Here is a 14,698-nt window from a genome sequence, read left to right as displayed (position 1 = left end):
GAGATCGGATCACGTGAGCATCCGCGTAGGCGTGAACGGCTTCGGCCGTATCGGCCGCAACTTCTGGCGTGCTGCCGCCGCCAGCGGCAAGGACATCGAGATCGTCGCTGTCAACGACCTGACCGACAATGCCACGCTCGCCCACCTGCTGAAGTACGACAGCATCCTGGGCCGCCTGCCGTACGAGGTGAAGGCGTCGGCTGACGAGATCACGGTGGACGGCAAGGCCATCAAGGCGTTCGCCGAGCGCGACCCGGCCAAGCTGCCCTGGGGCGACCTGGGCGTGGACGTGGTCGTGGAGTCGACCGGCTTCTTCACCGACGCCAACAAGGCCAAGGTGCACGCCGAGAACGGCGCCAAGAAGGTCATCATCTCCGCTCCGGCGAAGAACGAGGACGTCACGATCGTGATGGGCGCCAACCACGGGACGTACGACCCGGCGGCGCACACGATCATCTCCAACGCCTCCTGCACCACCAACTGCCTGGCCCCGCTCGCGAAGGTGCTCAACGACACCTTCGGCATCGAGAAGGGCCTGATGACCACGATCCACGCGTACACCCAGGACCAGAACCTGCAGGACGGGCCGCACAGCGACCTGCGGCGGGCCCGCGCGGCCGCGATCAACATCGTGCCCACCTCCACCGGCGCGGCCAAGGCCATCGGCCTGGTGCTGCCCGAGCTCAAGGGCAAGCTGGACGGCTACGCGCTGCGCGTGCCGATCCCCACGGGCTCGGCCACCGACCTCACCGTGGAGCTCAAGCGCGAGGTCACCGTCGAGGACGTCAACGCCGCGTTCAAGGCCGCCGCCGAGGGCGCCCTCAAGGGCTACCTCAGCTACACCGAGGACGACATCGTCTCCGCCGACATCGTCACCGACCCCTCCTCCTGCATCTTCGACGCCGGCCTGACCAAGGTCATCGGCAACCAGGCGAAGGTCGTCGGCTGGTACGACAACGAGTGGGGCTACTCCAACCGCCTGGTGGACCTCATCGAGTACGTGGGTGCCTCACTCTGATGCGTGGCCTCGACGAACTCGACGTGAAGGGTCGGCGCGTGCTCGTGCGCGCCGACCTGAACGTGCCGCTGGACGGGGAGACGATCACCGATGACGGCCGGATCCGGGCCTCGGTGCCCACGATCCGCAACCTGGTCGATCGCGGCGCGATGGTGATCGTCTGCGCGCACCTGGGCCGGCCGAAGGGGTCGCCGAACCCGAAGTTCTCGCTCGCCCCCGTCGCGAAGCGCCTGGCCGAGCTGCTCGGCGAGCCGGTGGACTTCGCCACCGACGTGGTGGGCGAGTCCGCCCAGGCCACGATGGCGGGCCTGCGCGACGGCCAGGTGGCGCTGCTGGAGAACCTGCGCTTCGAGCCGGGCGAGGAGTCCAAGGACGACGCGGAGCGCGCCCTGTTCGCGGGCAAGCTGGCCGCGCTCGCCGACCTCTACGTGGGTGACGGCTTCGGGGCCGTGCACCGCAAGCACGCCTCGGTCTACAACGTGCCCCGGCTGCTGCCGCACGCGGCGGGCGGCCTGGTGCTGGCCGAGGTCGAGGTGCTGAAGAAGCTCACCGAGGACCCGGCCCGCCCCTACGTGGTGGTGCTCGGCGGGGCGAAGGTGTCCGACAAGCTCGGCGTCATCGCCAACCTGCTGACCAAGGTGGACCGGCTGCTCATCGGCGGCGGCATGGCCTACACCTTCCTCAAGGCGCAGGGGCACGAGGTGGGCAACTCGCTCCTGCAGGAGGAGAAGCTCGGCGACGTGCGCGGCTTCCTGGACGAGGCCGCCGCGCGCGGGGTCGACCTGGTGCTGCCGGTGGACGTGCTGGCCGCCGACGGTTTCGCGCCGGACGCCGCGTTCGAGGTGGTGGACGCCACCGCGATCCCCGCCGACAAGGAGGGCCTGGACATCGGCCCGCGCACCCGCGAGCTGTTCGCGAGCAAGCTGGCCGACGCCAGGACGGTGTTCTGGAACGGCCCGATGGGCGTGTTCGAGTTCGACGCGTTCGCCGGGGGCACCCGCGCGGTCGCCGAGGCCCTGATCGCCTCGGACGCGTTCACGGTCGTCGGCGGCGGCGACTCGGCCGCGGCCGTGCGCAGGCTGGGCCTGCCCGAGGACGGGTTCTCCCACATTTCCACGGGAGGCGGCGCTTCCCTCGAATACCTTGAGGGCAAGACCCTGCCGGGCCTGGCCGCGCTGGAGGACGATCACGTTGAGTCGTAAACCGCTGATCGCCGGCAACTGGAAGATGAACAAGAACCACCTTGAGGCGATCAAGCTGGTTCAGGAGCTGGCGTTCTCGTTCACCGACAAGGACTTCGACAAGGTCGAGGTCGCGGTGCTGCCCCCGTTCACCGACCTGCGCAGCGTGCAGACCCTGGTGGACGGCGACAAGCTCCGGATCGAGTACGGCGCGCAGGACCTGTCCGCGCACGACGCCGGCGCCTACACCGGGGAGATCTCCGGGGCCCAGCTGGCCAAGCTCGGCTGCGCGTTCGTCCTGGCCGGGCACTCCGAGCGGCGGCAGTACCACGCCGAGGACGACGCGCTGGTCAACGCCAAGGTGAAGGCCGCCTACCGGCACGGGATCACGCCGATCCTGTGCGTGGGGGAGGGGCTGCCCATCCGGCAGGCCGGGGACCAGGTGCCGTACACGATCGCGCAGGTGGACGGGGCGCTGGCGGGTGTCAGCGCCGAGCAGGTGAAGTCGATCGTCATCGCGTACGAGCCGGTGTGGGCCATCGGCACCGGGGAGGTCGCCACCCCGGAGGACGCGCAGGAGGTCTGCGGGGCCATCCGGACGCGACTCGCCGGGCTCTATGACCGCGAGGTGGCCGACGCCGTCCGTATCCTTTACGGAGGTTCGGTGAAGTCCGACAACACTGCGGGGATCATGGCCAAGCCCGATGTCGACGGCGCGCTCGTCGGCGGAGCTAGTCTGGACCCGGGAGAGTTCGTCAAAATTTGCCGTTTTGGCGAGATGTCGGGCTAGCTCATCGGTTTAGGGGGTGCGACTTGACAACAAGTCGTACCCTTCAAAGAGCAAGATTGAATCGTCGTCATGCCGCATAAGGCGCTACCGGGAACAGGTCTACGGTGACTATCGGAATCTCCATCGCGCTCATTCTGTCGAGCCTCCTCATGATCCTTCTCGTCCTGCTCCACAAGGGCAAAGGCGGAGGTCTGACGGACATGTTCGGCGGTGGCTTCGCGTCGTCGTTCGGTGGCTCGTCCGTCGTGGAACGTAACCTCGACCGCCTCACGATCATCACGGGTTCCGTGTGGTTCGTGTGCATCATCGCGCTCGGCCTGCTACTCAAGCCGTAGCAGTCCGCCGCGTGACATAGATTCATTTCTCCCCCGCTATTCTCGCGGGGCGATCGAGGAGGAGTTCATCCGTGGGTAGTGGCAACGCGATCCGTGGCAGCCGAGTCGGCGCCGGTCCGATGGGCGAGGCCGAGCGTGGCGAGGCGGCCCCCCGCGTGCGGGTCTCGTTCTGGTGCGCGAACCTGCACGAGACGCGGCCCAGCTTCGCCAGTGACGCGGCCGTGCCCGAGCACTGGGACTGTCCCCGGTGCGGGCTGCCGGCCGGTCAGGACGAGGCCAACCCGCCCGCTCCGCCGCGGAACGAGCCGTACAAGACGCATCTCGCGTATGTGAAGGAACGCCGTAGCGACAATGACGGCGCCCAGATCCTCGCGGAGGCGCTGGAGCGACTGCGCTCGTCTTCTCGCCCGATTTACTAGCTGGTACGGCCTGAGGCCCCCGACTTCCACCAAGTCGGGGGCTTCAGCCATTCAGTGGACCTGCTCGCCGTCCACGAAGGTGGCGGTGACGCGGGTCGTCCAGATGTCGGTGGGGTCGAGGGTGAACGGGTCGCGGTCGAGGACGGCCAGGTCGGCGGGGCGGCCGGGTTCGAGGATGCCCGCGGGGGAGTCGTTGAGCCAGGCTGAGCCGGAGGTGTACGCGGTCAGGATCGTGCGCAGGGTGAGGCTCTGGCCGGGGAGGAACGGGGTCGCCGCGGTCGGGTACCCGGAATTGTGGGAGCCGGGAGGTTCGGTGCGGTTCACGGCGACGTGCATGGCCTGGATGGGGTCGGCGGAGGAGACCGGCCAGTCGGAGCCCGCCGCCAGGCGGGTGCCGTGGGCGACCAGGTCGGCGAACGGATACTGCCAGTCGGAGCGCGGGAAGCCCAGGTAGGGGATGCAGAGCTCGTCCATCTGGGCGTGGTGGGTGGCCCAGAGGGGCTGCAGGTTGGCGGTGACGTTCAGGGCGGCGAAGCGGGGGACGTCGGGCGGGGTGACGATCTGCAGGTGGGCGATGTGGTGGCGGTTGGCGGGGTTGGTGCCGGTGAGGGCGTCGAGCGCCTCGCGGACGGCGCGCTCGCCGATTGCGTGGAAGTGGACCTGGAAGCCGAGGGTGTCCAGTTCCTTGACGTAGCCGCCCAGGCGTTGGGGGTCGACGTAGGAGAGGCCGGTGCCGCCGCAGCGGCAGTAGGGCTCGATGACGGCGGCGGTGAAGTTCTCCGCGATGCCGTCCTGCATGATCTTGACGGCGGTGGCGCGGAAGCGGTCCAGGCCTTCGGCGGAGGCTCTTCTGGCGGCCAGGGCGGCGATCTGCTCGGCGCCCTGGGCGCGGTCCCACCAGAGGGCGCCGACGACGCGGGCTTTCAGGGTGCCGTCGGCGGCGGCGGCGAGGTAGGTGGGGAGCTGGTCGTCGGAGCCCGCGTAGGAGCCGACGATGGCGTCCTGCCAGCCGGTGATGCCGAGGGAGAACAGGTGCCGCTGGGCGTCCAGGAGGGCGGCGGCCTGGTCGGCGGGGGTGGGGCGGGGGGTCAGGAGGCCGACCAGGTCCATCGCGCCCTCGTGCAGGACGCCGGAGGGGGCGCCGTCGGGGTCGCGTTCGATCCGGCCGTCGGCGGGGTCGGGGGTGTCCTTGGTGATCCCGGCGCGTTCGAGGGCTCGCGTGTTCACCCAGGCCGCGTGATGGTCGCGCTGGATGAGGTACGCCGGGCGGTCCAGGAAATCCAGCTGCGTCCGGTGCGGCAATCCCCCAGGAAAGGCGGACATATCCCAGCCACCGCCATCAATCCATGATTTATGCGGATTCTGTGTGGCGTAGTCGGCGATGAGGGTGGTGTAGGCGTCCAGGCCGAACACCTCCGACAGCTCGCACTGGGCGCGTTCCAGGCCGGCCTGGATCGGGTGGATGTGGGCGTCGGTGAAGCCGGGGGTGAGCAGGCCGCCGTCCAGGTCGTACGGCTCGGCGTGCGGCGCGAGCCGTACCAGATCGGATTCCCGGCCGACGGCGGCGATGCGGCCGTCGCGGACCAGGACCGCCTCGGCGAAACCCTCGGGGGTGAAGGCGCGGCCACCGCGGAAGAGCAGGTCGGTCATGTTCAGTGTCCTGTGATCATGTCGGCGATGCGGGCGAGAACGGAGGTGCGCGGCGTGCCGGTGGCCTCCCGGGCGTCGGCGAGCCGGTAGAGACGGTACATCGCGTGCACGCCCAGCCAGCGCAGGGGCTCCGGCTCCCAGCGGCGTACCCGCCTGCCGACCCAGGGGAGGGTGGTGAGGTCGGTGGCGCGGCCGAGGGCCAGGTCGGCCAGGGTGCGCCCGGCCAGGTTGGTGGCGGTGACGCCGTGGCCGGTGTAGCCGCCCGCCCAGCCGAGGCCGGTCGAGCGGTCCAGGCCGACCGTGGCGCACCAGTCGCGGGGCACGCCGAGGACGCCGGACCAGGCGTGTTCCACTCTGGCGGTCTTCACCGCCGGGAAGAACGAGGTCAGGAGGTGCCAGAGGGCGTCGACGGTCCAGTCGTGGGTGTGGCCGCGGTCGTCCAGGCGGGAGCCGTACAGGTAGGGGCGGCCGCGGCCGCCGAAGGCGATCCTGTCGTCGGCGGTGCGCTGGGCGTACATGTAGTAGTGGGCCATGTCGCCGAGCAGTTCGCGGCCGCTCCAGCCGATCTCGTCCCAGTTGTTCAGCGGCTCGGTGACGATCATCGAGCTGTTCATCGGGAGCCAGTCGCGGTGGTGGCCCGGCACGGCGGCGGTGAAACCCTCGGTGCAGCGCAGCACCAGGTCCGCGCTGACCGTTCCGCCGGGCGTGACCGCTCGGCCTCGCGCGATCTCCGTGACCGGCGTGCGCTCGTGGAGCTCAACCCCCAGGTTCCGTACGGCTCGCGCCAGCCCTCTGGCCAGCAGGGCCGGCTGGATCCTGGCGCAGTGCGGGCTCCAGGACGCGGCCAGGGCTCCTTCGACGTTGATCCTCGCGGCCATCTCGCGGGTGCTGAGCAGGTCGACGTCCTCGGGGGTCCAGCCCCAGGAGCGCTGGTCGACGATCTCGGCGCGCAGCCGGGCGGCCTGGGCGGGGGTCCTGGCGACGTTGAACAGGCCGTCTTTGACCAGGTCGGCGTCGATGCCCTCCGCCTGGGCGACCCGGATCACCTCGTCGACGGCGGCGAACATCTCCCGCTGGAACCGGAGCGCGGTGTCCCGTCCGTGGTGTTTCGCGTACCTCGCGGCGGAGCCCGGGAGCAGCCCCGCCAGCCAGCCGCCGTTGCGGCCGGACGCGCCGAACCCCGCGAACTCCTTCTCCAGGACGACGATTCGCAGGGCCGGGTCGAGCTTCTTGAGGTAGTACGCCGTCCATAGGCCGGTATATCCGGCGCCGACGATGGCGACGTCCGCCTGTACGTCCCCGGCCAGGGGTTCGGTGGGTGCGGGCACCCCGATCGAGCGATACCAGAAGGACACGTCCCCGTTGACGAAACCCGGAGCGAGCGGAGCGTTCATGACGCTCATCCTGCTATATCCGTCATAGTCTCCGCATCTGGCGACGGAAGTCGCGGCCGATCCCCCATGTCGCCGCGAGAAGCGAAGATTTGTAGTGATTTCTTGGTAAAGAAACGACCGCCACACCCTTGTGTAGCAATCGTGTAACAGTTGTCCGGCAGGCTTGTCCGCGATGGAAGGAGCGGAATTCATGGGGTTCCTGCGCATTCGTACGACGGTGGACGAACGTCCCGGACGGCTGGCCTCGCTCGCCTCGGCGCTGGCCGAGAAGGGGGGCAACATACTCGGGCTGTCCGTGCAACCCGACACCGACGGCACGGTGGACGAATTCGTCGCCGAGATTCCCGCCTCGGCCGAGGACGTCCGCGCGGCGCTGGAGGAAGCCGGGGGCCGCCGCGTCCTCGTCCTGCCCGCCAGCGCGCACGAGCTCACCGACGAACCCACCCGCGCCCTGCTCCTGGCGGCCCGCCTGCGCGCGATGCCCTGGCGGCTTCCCGAGATCCTGCGCGAACTCCTGCGCGCCGACGACGCCCGCTGGATCTTCGGCTCGGACATCTCCGGAATGCCGGATCCGACCCTGCTGACCGTGCCCGTCGCCCCGCGCCGCTCCATCCGCCTGCGCCGCTCCGGCCTCCCCTTCACCCTCACCGAGGCCGCCCGCGCCGCCGCCCTCGTCCGCCTCGCCCAGCCCCCCGCCGACCAGCCCGCCGCCGACCACGTCATCCGCTTGCCCGACGGCGCCGAGGTCCAGGTCAAACCCCTCAACCCGCTCTACCGCGAAGCCGTGCGCGACCTGCACGAACGCTGCTCGCCCGAATCCCGCCGCTTCCGCTACTTCACCGCCATGCCCACCCTCACCCCCCGCATCTTCGACCACCTCTGCGACCGCAAACGCGGCCACTCCATCGTCGCCGGCCGCGACGGCCAGTTCGTCGCCCTCGCCTCCCTCAACTTCACCCCCGACCCCGGCATCGCCGAATTCGCCTTCCTCATCGAAGACCGCTGGCAAGGCCGCGGCCTCGGCACCGCCCTGGCCCGCACCCTCCTCACCGAGGCCCGCGACCTGGGCTTCGCCGAAGTCCGCGCCAGCCTCCTCTCCGACAACACCCGCATGCGCCGCCTCCTGCTGTCCTTGGGCGCGACCCTCAACTACACCGAGGACCCAGGCGTTCTCGAGGCCCGTATCCCTGTGGGGGTACTGACGGCGGCGACGCCGTCCTAGGCATCCCTAGCTCGCCGGCTCGTTGAGGCCGGCGTTGAGCTTGTCGAGCCGCGCTTGGATCTGAGCGCGGGAGCTGTCGTGGGTGAGGAGCAGGTAGCGCTCGGCGCGGATGCCGTCGATCACGATGGCGGCGACCTGGTCGGGTTCGAGCACGGCCGGGCCGGCGAAGGGGTCGATGGCTGAGGCCGCCGCGTCCGGCCCGTACTGGTGGGCGAGTTCGCGCTCGATGACCCGGGTCCGTACCCGGTCCGGGCATAGTACGGACACTCCGATCGGCGCGTTGCGCGCCGCCAGCTGCAACCGCAGCGTTTCCACAATGGACAAAGCGGCATGCTTGCTGGCGAAGTACGGTGCCGCTGACGGTGTGGTGAGGTAGCTGGCCAGCGACGTCGTGACCACGATGTGTCCGGGCGAACCACTGGCGATCATGTGGGGCACGAAGGCTGCCAGGCTGTGCACGACGCCCAGGACGTTGACGGCGAACACCCGCTGCCACTCGGCCGGAGGAATGGTCCATTCGGCGTCGGACCACGGTCCGGCGACCCCCGCGTTGGCGCACAGCACGTCGACCGTACCGAACCGCTCCCGGGCCGCCTCGGCGAGCGCCCGCACCGACGCGGGGTCGGTGACGTCCGTCGTCACGGACAAAGCGGCGGCGCCCCGTTCGGTGAGCCTTCGCGTGGCCGTGGTGAGCCCCGCGGTGTCGATGTCGGCCAGCACGACGGACATCCCTTCCGCGGCGAAGCGTTCGGCGAGGGCGAGCCCGATGCCGCCGGCGGCTCCGGTGACCAATGCCGTCTTGGTGTCGAGTTCCTTCATCGAAAGCTCCTGTGCTCAGCGGTCGGTATGGGCGAGTACGGCTGGGGGTTCTAGGCCGAGCATGGTCAGCGACGCGTCCCATAGCCGGGCGGCGACCTGCGGGTCTCCGGTGGTACGGCGGCTGGGCCGTTGCGCCACCGGTCCGCCGCGGGTGCCCAGGCGTGGTGCGTACAACTGCCCGCTGGCCGCGTTCGGATCCGTGGCGGCCCGGAGGGTCGGACCGGCGCCCGTCTCGGCGGAATGGGACGGGACAAGCAGGTAGCTGACTCGCATGACGAGTAGTTGCGTGCGACTCGCCTGCTTGGTGCCGAGTTCGGTGCGGGCGAAACCCGGGTCGACGGCCACCGAGATGGTCCGGTGCCCGGCCGTGGCGAGCCGGCGCCCGAGCTCGGCGCTGAACAGGTAGTTCGCCAGCTTGGACTGCGCATATGCGGGGAAGGCCCGGTACCCGCCCCGGTCGAAGTGGGGATCGTCGAACCTGATCCGGCCGAACCGGTGCGCGCCGCTGGAGAGCGTGACCACCCGGGAGCCGGGCGTCGCCACCACGGCCGGCAGGAGCCGCAGGGTGAGTGCCATGTGCCCCAGGTGATTGACGCCGAACTGGGTCTCGTAGCCGTCCACCGTCTTGGCGTACCTGGTGCCGCTGAGCCCCGCGTTGTTGATGAGCAGATCCAGCCGGTCGTGCTCGGCGAGGAACCCCTCGGCGAAGCCGCGCACGCTGGCTTGGTCGCCGAGATCCAGCCGGCGTACCGCGAGCTGCCGGGGATCGACGCCGGTTGCGGTGAGCTCGTTTCGCGCGGCCAGCGCCTTCGCCTCGTTCCGGCAGGCCATCACCACGAGGGCGCCCCGGCCGGCCAGCGCTCGGGCGGTCGCCTTGCCGAGGCCGGTGTTGGCGCCGGTGACGATGACGGTCCTGCCGGTCTGGTCTGGCAGGCCGGCGATGGACCAGGCGCGTGCTGTGCTCATCCTCGATCACTCCTAACCTGAACGATGGTTCATGATTTATGATGAACCAACGTTCAGGTTGAGCGCAAGGAGTGAAAGGGTGTTCGGGTGCGATGGCTGACAGGGGACTGCGCGCGGACGCGGCGCGGAATCGAACCAACATCGTTCATGCCGCCCGGGCCCTGATCGCCGCACACGGCGTCGACGTCGGCATGGACGACATCGCCCGCGAGGCCGGCGTCGCGGTCGGCACCCTCTACCGCCACTTCCCGGCCAAGGCGGACCTGATCGCGGCCATCGTGGGCGAGCGGATCGAGGAGATGCTTGCCGACCTTGACGCGGTATCAGCTCGCCTGGACGCCGGCGGCAGCGCCCGCGACGAGCTGGTGGCGCTCGTGACGACAGTGGCTGCCCGGGCAGGGGAGGACCGGTTGCTCAAGGCCGCGGCCGGAGACCTCGTCCGGACTTCCCTGAACGACGTCGAGCACCGCGCGGTAGCCGCGCTTCGCCAGATCGTGGCGGCCGGCCATCGGCAGAAGGCCCTTTACCGCGACGTTTCCGCTGACGACGTGGCGCTCATCCTGACCCTCCTACCGGGCGAGGAGACACCGGACCCAGCCCGGCGACGCTGGGTCCAACTGGTCCTGCGCAGCCTCTTGGCGGACGACGCGGGAGAACCCCCGTGATCAAGAAACTTGACGAAGGCGGCCCTAGCTTGCTTCCTCTTCTGGGGTTTCTTCGTCCGGGGTCTCTTTGACGGGAACCCCCGGGTCCGGGGGAGCGCCCATGGCGTCCAGGCGGCGGTTGATGGCGTCCAGGCTGGCCTGGATGCGGAGCAGGAGTGGGTACTGGACGTTCATTCGGCGGGTGACCGCGGCGCTGAGGGGGTCGAACGTCTGGGACAGGGGTTCGTCGGGGCGTTCGCCGGGGGGCTGGCCGAGGATGTCGAGGATTCGTTCGCGTACGCGCTGGAGGTGGGCGCCCTGCTCGTACAGGACCTGGGCGGCGACGCCCTCGCCTTCGCGGATCAGGCCGAGCAGGATGTGCTCGGTGCCGATGTAGTTGTGGCTGAACTGGAGTGCCTCCCGCAGGGACAGTTCCAGCACCTTCTTGGCGCGCGGCGTGAACGGGATATGCCCCATGGGCGCGGAAGTGCCGAGACCGATGACCTCCCGGACCTTCTCCCGTACCCCCGCGAGATCGATGCCGCAGTCCCGTAGCGCCTGCGCGGCCACACCTTCGTCCTCGCGTACCAGCCCCAGCAGGATGTGCTCGGTGCCGATGTAGTTGTGCTGCAGCAGCCGTGCCTCCTCCTGGGCCAGGACCACGACGCGCCGGGACCGGTCGGTGAAGCGCTCGAACACGGCAGACCTCCGTCATCAAGAAGACGCGTCTCCACTATGCGCCAGAATCAGCGGATCCGGGCAGGACGAAACGCACGAACGCTCTGGTTGGCGATCCCGTGACCGCCCGGACGCACCTGCCGGGACAGAGCTTGCCTGGTCAATGGCCGGGTTTGGGACTCGCGGTGATGTCATGGAACTGGACCCTTTCAGCTGCTCAGAAAGGTGGGACGACGATGTCCACGCACACGGATTCCCAGCCTCTGGAGGGCCGGGTGGCGGTCATCACCGGCGCGTCCAGCGGCATCGGCGAGGCGTCGGCTGAGCGCCTGGCCGGCTTGGGCGCCACGGTCGCGCTCCTGGCCCGCCGCGCCGACCGGCTGGACAGCCTGGTCGAGCGGATCGCCAAGAGCGACGGCAGCGCGGTCGCGATGGCCGTGGACGTCACCGACGCCGGAGCCGTACGCGCGGTGGCCGACCGGGTGGCGGGCGAGCTGGGCGGCGCCGACCTGCTGTTCAACAACGCGGGCGTGATGCTCCCCGCGCCGATCGAGGAACTGCGCACCGACCAGTGGCAGGAACAGATCGACCTGAACGTCACCGGCCTCATGAATGTCATCGGCGCGTTCGTCCCGCAACTCGTCGAGGCGGGCGCGGAACACGGCGTCGCCGACCTGATCAACACCGCGTCGATCGCTGCGGAGAACATTTTCCCGAACTTCGCCGTCTACTCGGCGACCAAGGCGTATGTCACGCATCTGTCCCGCCACCTGCGCGTCGAGCTGGGCCCCAAGAAGGTCCGCGTCGCCGCGATCGAGCCCGGCATCGTCGGCACCGAACTCCAGAATCATGTCACCGACGAGGGCGCCCTGCAGTGGCTGGAAGGCTCCAAGAAGACGATCGAGTGGCTGACCCCGGAGGACATCGCCGAGGTCATCGCCTTCATCGCCACCCTTCCGCCCCGAGTGAACCTCCAGCAGGTCACGATCATGCCGACCGCCCAGGCCAGCTGAGGCCCCTACGACCCGGGCCGGACGAACCGTTTGAGCACGCCGTTCGGCCCCGCCCGCTCCGACTCCAGCCGCAGCCCGAGCGCGGTCGCGACCCGCTCGGAGGTCACGTTCCCCGCGTCGGTCTCCGCGACCACCTCAATCGGCCCCACATGATCGAGTACGGCTCGCGCCGCCTCGCTGGCCAGCCCACGCCCCCAATGCAACGGATCTACACTGTAAAGGAGCTCGGCCCCGTCATCCATCGCCCGCAACCCGCACACCCCGACCGCCGCATCCTCCTCCAGCAGCAGCCACAACCCGTACCCATGCCGCGCGAAGTCGTCGTCACTCTCGTCGAGGATCTCCGCCACCAGCTCCGCCGAGACGATCTCGTCGTCGAAGAGGAACCGCCGGACCTCCGGCCTGCTCCAGTGCGCCAGCAGCCAGGCCACGTCCTCGCCCGCGATGGGCCGCAGGACCAGCCGGGTCCCTTTGAGCATGGTCACCCTTAGAGCAAATCACATGTCAGTGGCGGCGGCGCCGCCCGAGCGCGTACGCGAAATTGACCAGGACGATGCCGCTCCAGGCCGTGATGATCCCCGGCAGGCCGGCGCCGATGGCCGCGCCCGCCGTGAGCGGAATGGCGATGCCGAGCGAGCCGAGGGCCAGCCCGAGCGCGCGTCCGCCCTCCGCGCGGTCCTCCCGGGCCCGCTCCTTGGGGTTCGGCAATCGCCGGGAGGCCTCGGCCGCGACCTGGGCCGCGATGGTGGCCTCGATCCGGTTGAGGAAGGACTCGGTCAGCGCCGCCTCGTACTCGGGGCCGAGATCGCGCCTCGCCGCGATGGTCGCGCGCAGATCGTCGCGCGGGAAGGAAGGATCCGCCATACCTGACAATCTGCCAGAGATATATCGCGACTGGGTATATGTCGGTACGTGGATCTCAATGACGCCGCGGACACCCTCTACGCGCTGCCTCCCGCCGAATTCACCGCCGCCAGGGACGCCCTCGCCAAAGAGGTCAAAGCCGCAGGAAACGCCACACTGGCCCGCGATATCGGCAAACTCCGCCGCCCCACCGTCGTCGCCTGGGCCGTGAACCAGCTTGCTCGCCAGAATCCGCCGGAGCTCGCCGAACTCCTCACCCTGGGCGAGGACCTACGCCGAGCCTGGCAGGACCAGGACGCCAAGACCCTCACCGCCCTCTCCGCCCGCAGAACCCCCCTCACCGCCCGCGTCGCCCGCCTGATCGCCGACCTGGCCGCCTCCTCGGGCCAGCGCCTCACCACCCTCACTGAGGTGGAACAAACCCTCGACGCCGCCGTGGTCGACGCCGAAGCCGCCACCCAGGTACGGCAGGCGACCCTCACCACCGCCCTCGCCTACAGCGGTTTCGCCCCCGCCCCCGCCCCCGTCACGGATCGGCCGAGGGCCGCACGCCCCACCGGCCGGACCAAGGCCGCAGACCTTGAAGCGCAGCGGGAACGCCGGGTCCGGGAACTCGCCGAGGCAGCCGCGGCAGCGGAACGCGAAGTCGCGGAGTCGGAGGCGATTCACGCCGATTGGGCACGCGAGCTGGCGCAAGCCGTACAGGAAAGGGATCGTCGGGCCGCGAAGGTGACCGCCCTGGAGACGAAACTAGCGGAACTGGAGGCCAAGCTGACCGACGCGCGGGCGAAACACGCGATGGCGACCAAACGGGCTGATGCGGCACAACGTGACGAGTCGCGCGCCCGGCGCACCGCCGAGGCCGCCCGCGCCCGGGCCGATACCGCCGCGAGCAAAATGGCCCGGGACACGTAGAAGAGGCGTCGTGCGACACATTCGGGCCGCGACTACGTTGAGTGATCTTCGATGGCCGGGCAGTGCTCTGTGCTGCTGGTAGAGCTGTGCTGTTGGTAGAGCTGTGCTGCTGGTGAAGAACACGAGCGCGGCATCGAACGATGTCACCGATCTTCCACGGACAATTGCTGCGTTCCGCAACACCTTGAAACTCAAGCTGGTGTTCTCACGTCCGGCGAGGGCGCGGATCGCGCCATGGGCGTAATTGTCCCGGATCTGCTCGTCGGTCGGCCTGTAGGTGGCTGTCACTTCCTGTCAGATATCGGGACCTACTTCCCAGCGAAGGCCGGAGCCGTGACGATGTCTCGCCCCGGGCTTCTTGTATGGCAGGCAGACCCCGGTGGGGCGTCCTCATAGCGGAGGCCCGAACTCGGCGAGAGTGCGAGAACGACCGGCCCCTTCGTGGCGAACGCGTCCACACGATCGAGGATTCCGTGCTCACAGCCTGCTCGAACACGCGGGCGACCCGATGGCGATCAGCTCGTGATCTTCTGTGGCTCCTTGTGATCTTCTGTGGATCACTGTCTCCGCGCCCATGGTGCTGATCTGGCCGCGCTCGTGGGGGGGTGGGGTTGTCCGGTGGTGTCTGCCTGCAGGCGTGTGTCGTCCTCCAAGCGCGGGGGGTGAGTCCGGGGCACGCGGCCGGAGCCGGGCGTGACACCCCGGTCTATGCCGCGGTCGAGTGCAATACCCCGGGCGATGCCGCGGTCGGTTGCGATGCCCGGGGTGGGGCGGGGGTTGGGTGCGATGC

Annotated in this window: 16 protein-coding genes and 1 pseudogene; 10 read left to right on the top strand and 7 right to left on the bottom strand. The window is 69.5% G+C overall.

Annotation, left to right across the window (positions count from 1 at the left end; all coding sequences use genetic code 11):
* Positions 1–13: 13 nt before the first annotated feature.
* From gap to Amac_RS46210, 5 genes are all read left to right on the top strand, one after another.
* Positions 14–1,018 carry a type I glyceraldehyde-3-phosphate dehydrogenase gene (gene gap, locus Amac_RS46230; RefSeq protein WP_155360805.1) on the top strand — a complete coding sequence of 335 codons (1,005 nt, stop codon included), beginning with the start codon at positions 14–16 and terminating at the stop codon, positions 1,016–1,018.
* Positions 1,018–2,220 (top strand): phosphoglycerate kinase, encoded by a 1,203-nt coding sequence (locus tag Amac_RS46225; protein ID WP_155360804.1) that lies wholly within the window; start codon positions 1,018–1,020, stop codon positions 2,218–2,220. The genes gap and Amac_RS46225 overlap by 1 nt, the downstream gene beginning before the upstream one ends.
* On the top strand, positions 2,204–2,989 hold the full coding sequence (gene tpiA / locus Amac_RS46220) for a triose-phosphate isomerase (RefSeq protein WP_155360829.1): 786 nt from the start codon (positions 2,204–2,206) through the stop codon (positions 2,987–2,989). The genes Amac_RS46225 and tpiA overlap by 17 nt, the downstream gene beginning before the upstream one ends.
* A 104-nt stretch (positions 2,990–3,093) precedes the next feature.
* On the top strand, positions 3,094–3,324 hold the full coding sequence (secG, locus tag Amac_RS46215) for a preprotein translocase subunit SecG (protein WP_155351632.1): 231 nt from the start codon (positions 3,094–3,096) through the stop codon (positions 3,322–3,324).
* 71 nt (positions 3,325–3,395) lie between these two features.
* Positions 3,396–3,743, top strand: coding sequence for an RNA polymerase-binding protein RbpA (locus tag Amac_RS46210; protein WP_155360803.1), 348 nt, complete (start codon positions 3,396–3,398; stop codon positions 3,741–3,743).
* Between the two features lie 51 nt (positions 3,744–3,794).
* Here the strand turns inward: Amac_RS46210 and Amac_RS46205 are convergent, their stop codons facing one another.
* Complete coding sequence (locus Amac_RS46205; protein ID WP_155360802.1) at positions 3,795–5,393, bottom strand: amidohydrolase; 1,599 nt, start codon at positions 5,391–5,393, stop codon at positions 3,795–3,797.
* A gap of 2 nt (positions 5,394–5,395) precedes the next feature.
* On the bottom strand, positions 5,396–6,787 hold the full coding sequence (locus Amac_RS46200) for an NAD(P)/FAD-dependent oxidoreductase (protein WP_155360801.1): 1,392 nt from the start codon (positions 6,785–6,787) through the stop codon (positions 5,396–5,398).
* Between the two features lie 190 nt (positions 6,788–6,977).
* Here Amac_RS46200 and Amac_RS46195 point away from each other — a divergent pair, with 190 nt between their 5' ends.
* A complete protein-coding gene (locus Amac_RS46195) occupies positions 6,978–8,009 on the top strand; it encodes a GNAT family N-acetyltransferase (protein ID WP_155360800.1) in 1,032 nt (343 codons plus the stop codon).
* Positions 8,010–8,015: 6 nt separating this feature from the next.
* Here the strand turns inward: Amac_RS46195 and Amac_RS46190 are convergent, their stop codons facing one another.
* On the bottom strand, positions 8,016–8,828 hold the full coding sequence (locus tag Amac_RS46190; protein ID WP_155360799.1) for an SDR family NAD(P)-dependent oxidoreductase: 813 nt from the start codon (positions 8,826–8,828) through the stop codon (positions 8,016–8,018).
* A 15-nt stretch (positions 8,829–8,843) separates the two neighbouring features.
* Complete coding sequence (locus Amac_RS46185) at positions 8,844–9,794, bottom strand: oxidoreductase (RefSeq protein WP_155360798.1); 951 nt, start codon at positions 9,792–9,794, stop codon at positions 8,844–8,846.
* Positions 9,795–9,886: 92 nt separating this feature from the next.
* Here Amac_RS46185 and Amac_RS46180 point away from each other — a divergent pair, with 92 nt between their 5' ends.
* Positions 9,887–10,459 (top strand): TetR/AcrR family transcriptional regulator, encoded by a 573-nt coding sequence (locus Amac_RS46180; RefSeq protein WP_155360797.1) that lies wholly within the window; start codon positions 9,887–9,889, stop codon positions 10,457–10,459.
* Between the two features lie 228 nt (positions 10,460–10,687).
* Here the strand turns inward: Amac_RS46180 and Amac_RS46175 are convergent.
* Positions 10,688–11,137, bottom strand: a pseudogene (locus Amac_RS46175) (Clp protease N-terminal domain-containing protein); the annotation flags it as partial.
* Between the two features lie 215 nt (positions 11,138–11,352).
* On the opposite strand from Amac_RS46175, the gene Amac_RS46170 reads away from it, so the two are divergent.
* Positions 11,353–12,129, top strand: a complete 777-nt coding sequence (locus tag Amac_RS46170) for an SDR family oxidoreductase (RefSeq protein ID WP_155360795.1) — start codon at positions 11,353–11,355, stop codon at positions 12,127–12,129.
* 5 nt (positions 12,130–12,134) lie between these two features.
* Here Amac_RS46170 and Amac_RS46165 read toward each other — a convergent pair whose 3' ends face one another.
* Positions 12,135–12,608, bottom strand: coding sequence for a GNAT family N-acetyltransferase (locus tag Amac_RS46165; protein WP_246269143.1), 474 nt, complete (start codon positions 12,606–12,608; stop codon positions 12,135–12,137).
* Positions 12,609–12,633: 25 nt separating this feature from the next.
* Entirely contained in the window at positions 12,634–12,993 is a 360-nt protein-coding gene (locus Amac_RS46160; protein ID WP_155360793.1) for a hypothetical protein, read from the bottom strand.
* Between the two features lie 48 nt (positions 12,994–13,041).
* Here Amac_RS46160 and Amac_RS46155 point away from each other — a divergent pair, with 48 nt between their 5' ends.
* A complete protein-coding gene (locus Amac_RS46155) occupies positions 13,042–13,908 on the top strand; it encodes a hypothetical protein (RefSeq protein WP_155360792.1) in 867 nt (288 codons plus the stop codon).
* Between the two features lie 103 nt (positions 13,909–14,011).
* Positions 14,012–14,152, top strand: a complete 141-nt coding sequence (locus Amac_RS46150) for a hypothetical protein (protein WP_155360791.1) — start codon at positions 14,012–14,014, stop codon at positions 14,150–14,152.
* Positions 14,153–14,698 lie beyond the last annotated feature (546 nt).

The organism is Acrocarpospora macrocephala, from assembly GCF_009687865.1.
GTDB lineage: Bacteria > Actinomycetota > Actinomycetes > Streptosporangiales > Streptosporangiaceae > Acrocarpospora > Acrocarpospora macrocephala.
Note: the sequence above shows the minus strand (reverse complement) of the source record. Positions and strands in the feature narration are given on the sequence as shown.

Excerpts from the sequence above, each read along its gene's own strand:
- Amac_RS46205 (WP_155360802.1), bottom strand. The coding sequence starts at position 5,393 with ATGACCGACCTGCTCTTCCGCGGTGGCCGCGCCTTCACCCCCGAGGGT.
- Amac_RS46195 (WP_155360800.1), top strand. The coding sequence starts at position 6,978 with ATGGGGTTCCTGCGCATTCGTACGACGGTGGACGAACGTCCCGGACGG.
- Amac_RS46160 (WP_155360793.1), bottom strand. The coding sequence starts at position 12,993 with ATGGCGGATCCTTCCTTCCCGCGCGACGATCTGCGCGCGACCATCGCG.
- Amac_RS46190 (WP_155360799.1), bottom strand. The coding sequence starts at position 8,828 with ATGAAGGAACTCGACACCAAGACGGCATTGGTCACCGGAGCCGCCGGC.
- Amac_RS46170 (WP_155360795.1), top strand. The coding sequence starts at position 11,353 with ATGTCCACGCACACGGATTCCCAGCCTCTGGAGGGCCGGGTGGCGGTC.
- Amac_RS46185 (WP_155360798.1), bottom strand. The coding sequence starts at position 9,794 with ATGAGCACAGCACGCGCCTGGTCCATCGCCGGCCTGCCAGACCAGACC.
- Amac_RS46225 (WP_155360804.1), top strand. The coding sequence starts at position 1,018 with ATGCGTGGCCTCGACGAACTCGACGTGAAGGGTCGGCGCGTGCTCGTG.
- Amac_RS46180 (WP_155360797.1), top strand. The coding sequence starts at position 9,887 with ATGGCTGACAGGGGACTGCGCGCGGACGCGGCGCGGAATCGAACCAAC.
- Amac_RS46165 (WP_246269143.1), bottom strand. The coding sequence starts at position 12,608 with ATGCTCAAAGGGACCCGGCTGGTCCTGCGGCCCATCGCGGGCGAGGAC.
- Amac_RS46200 (WP_155360801.1), bottom strand. The coding sequence starts at position 6,787 with ATGAACGCTCCGCTCGCTCCGGGTTTCGTCAACGGGGACGTGTCCTTC.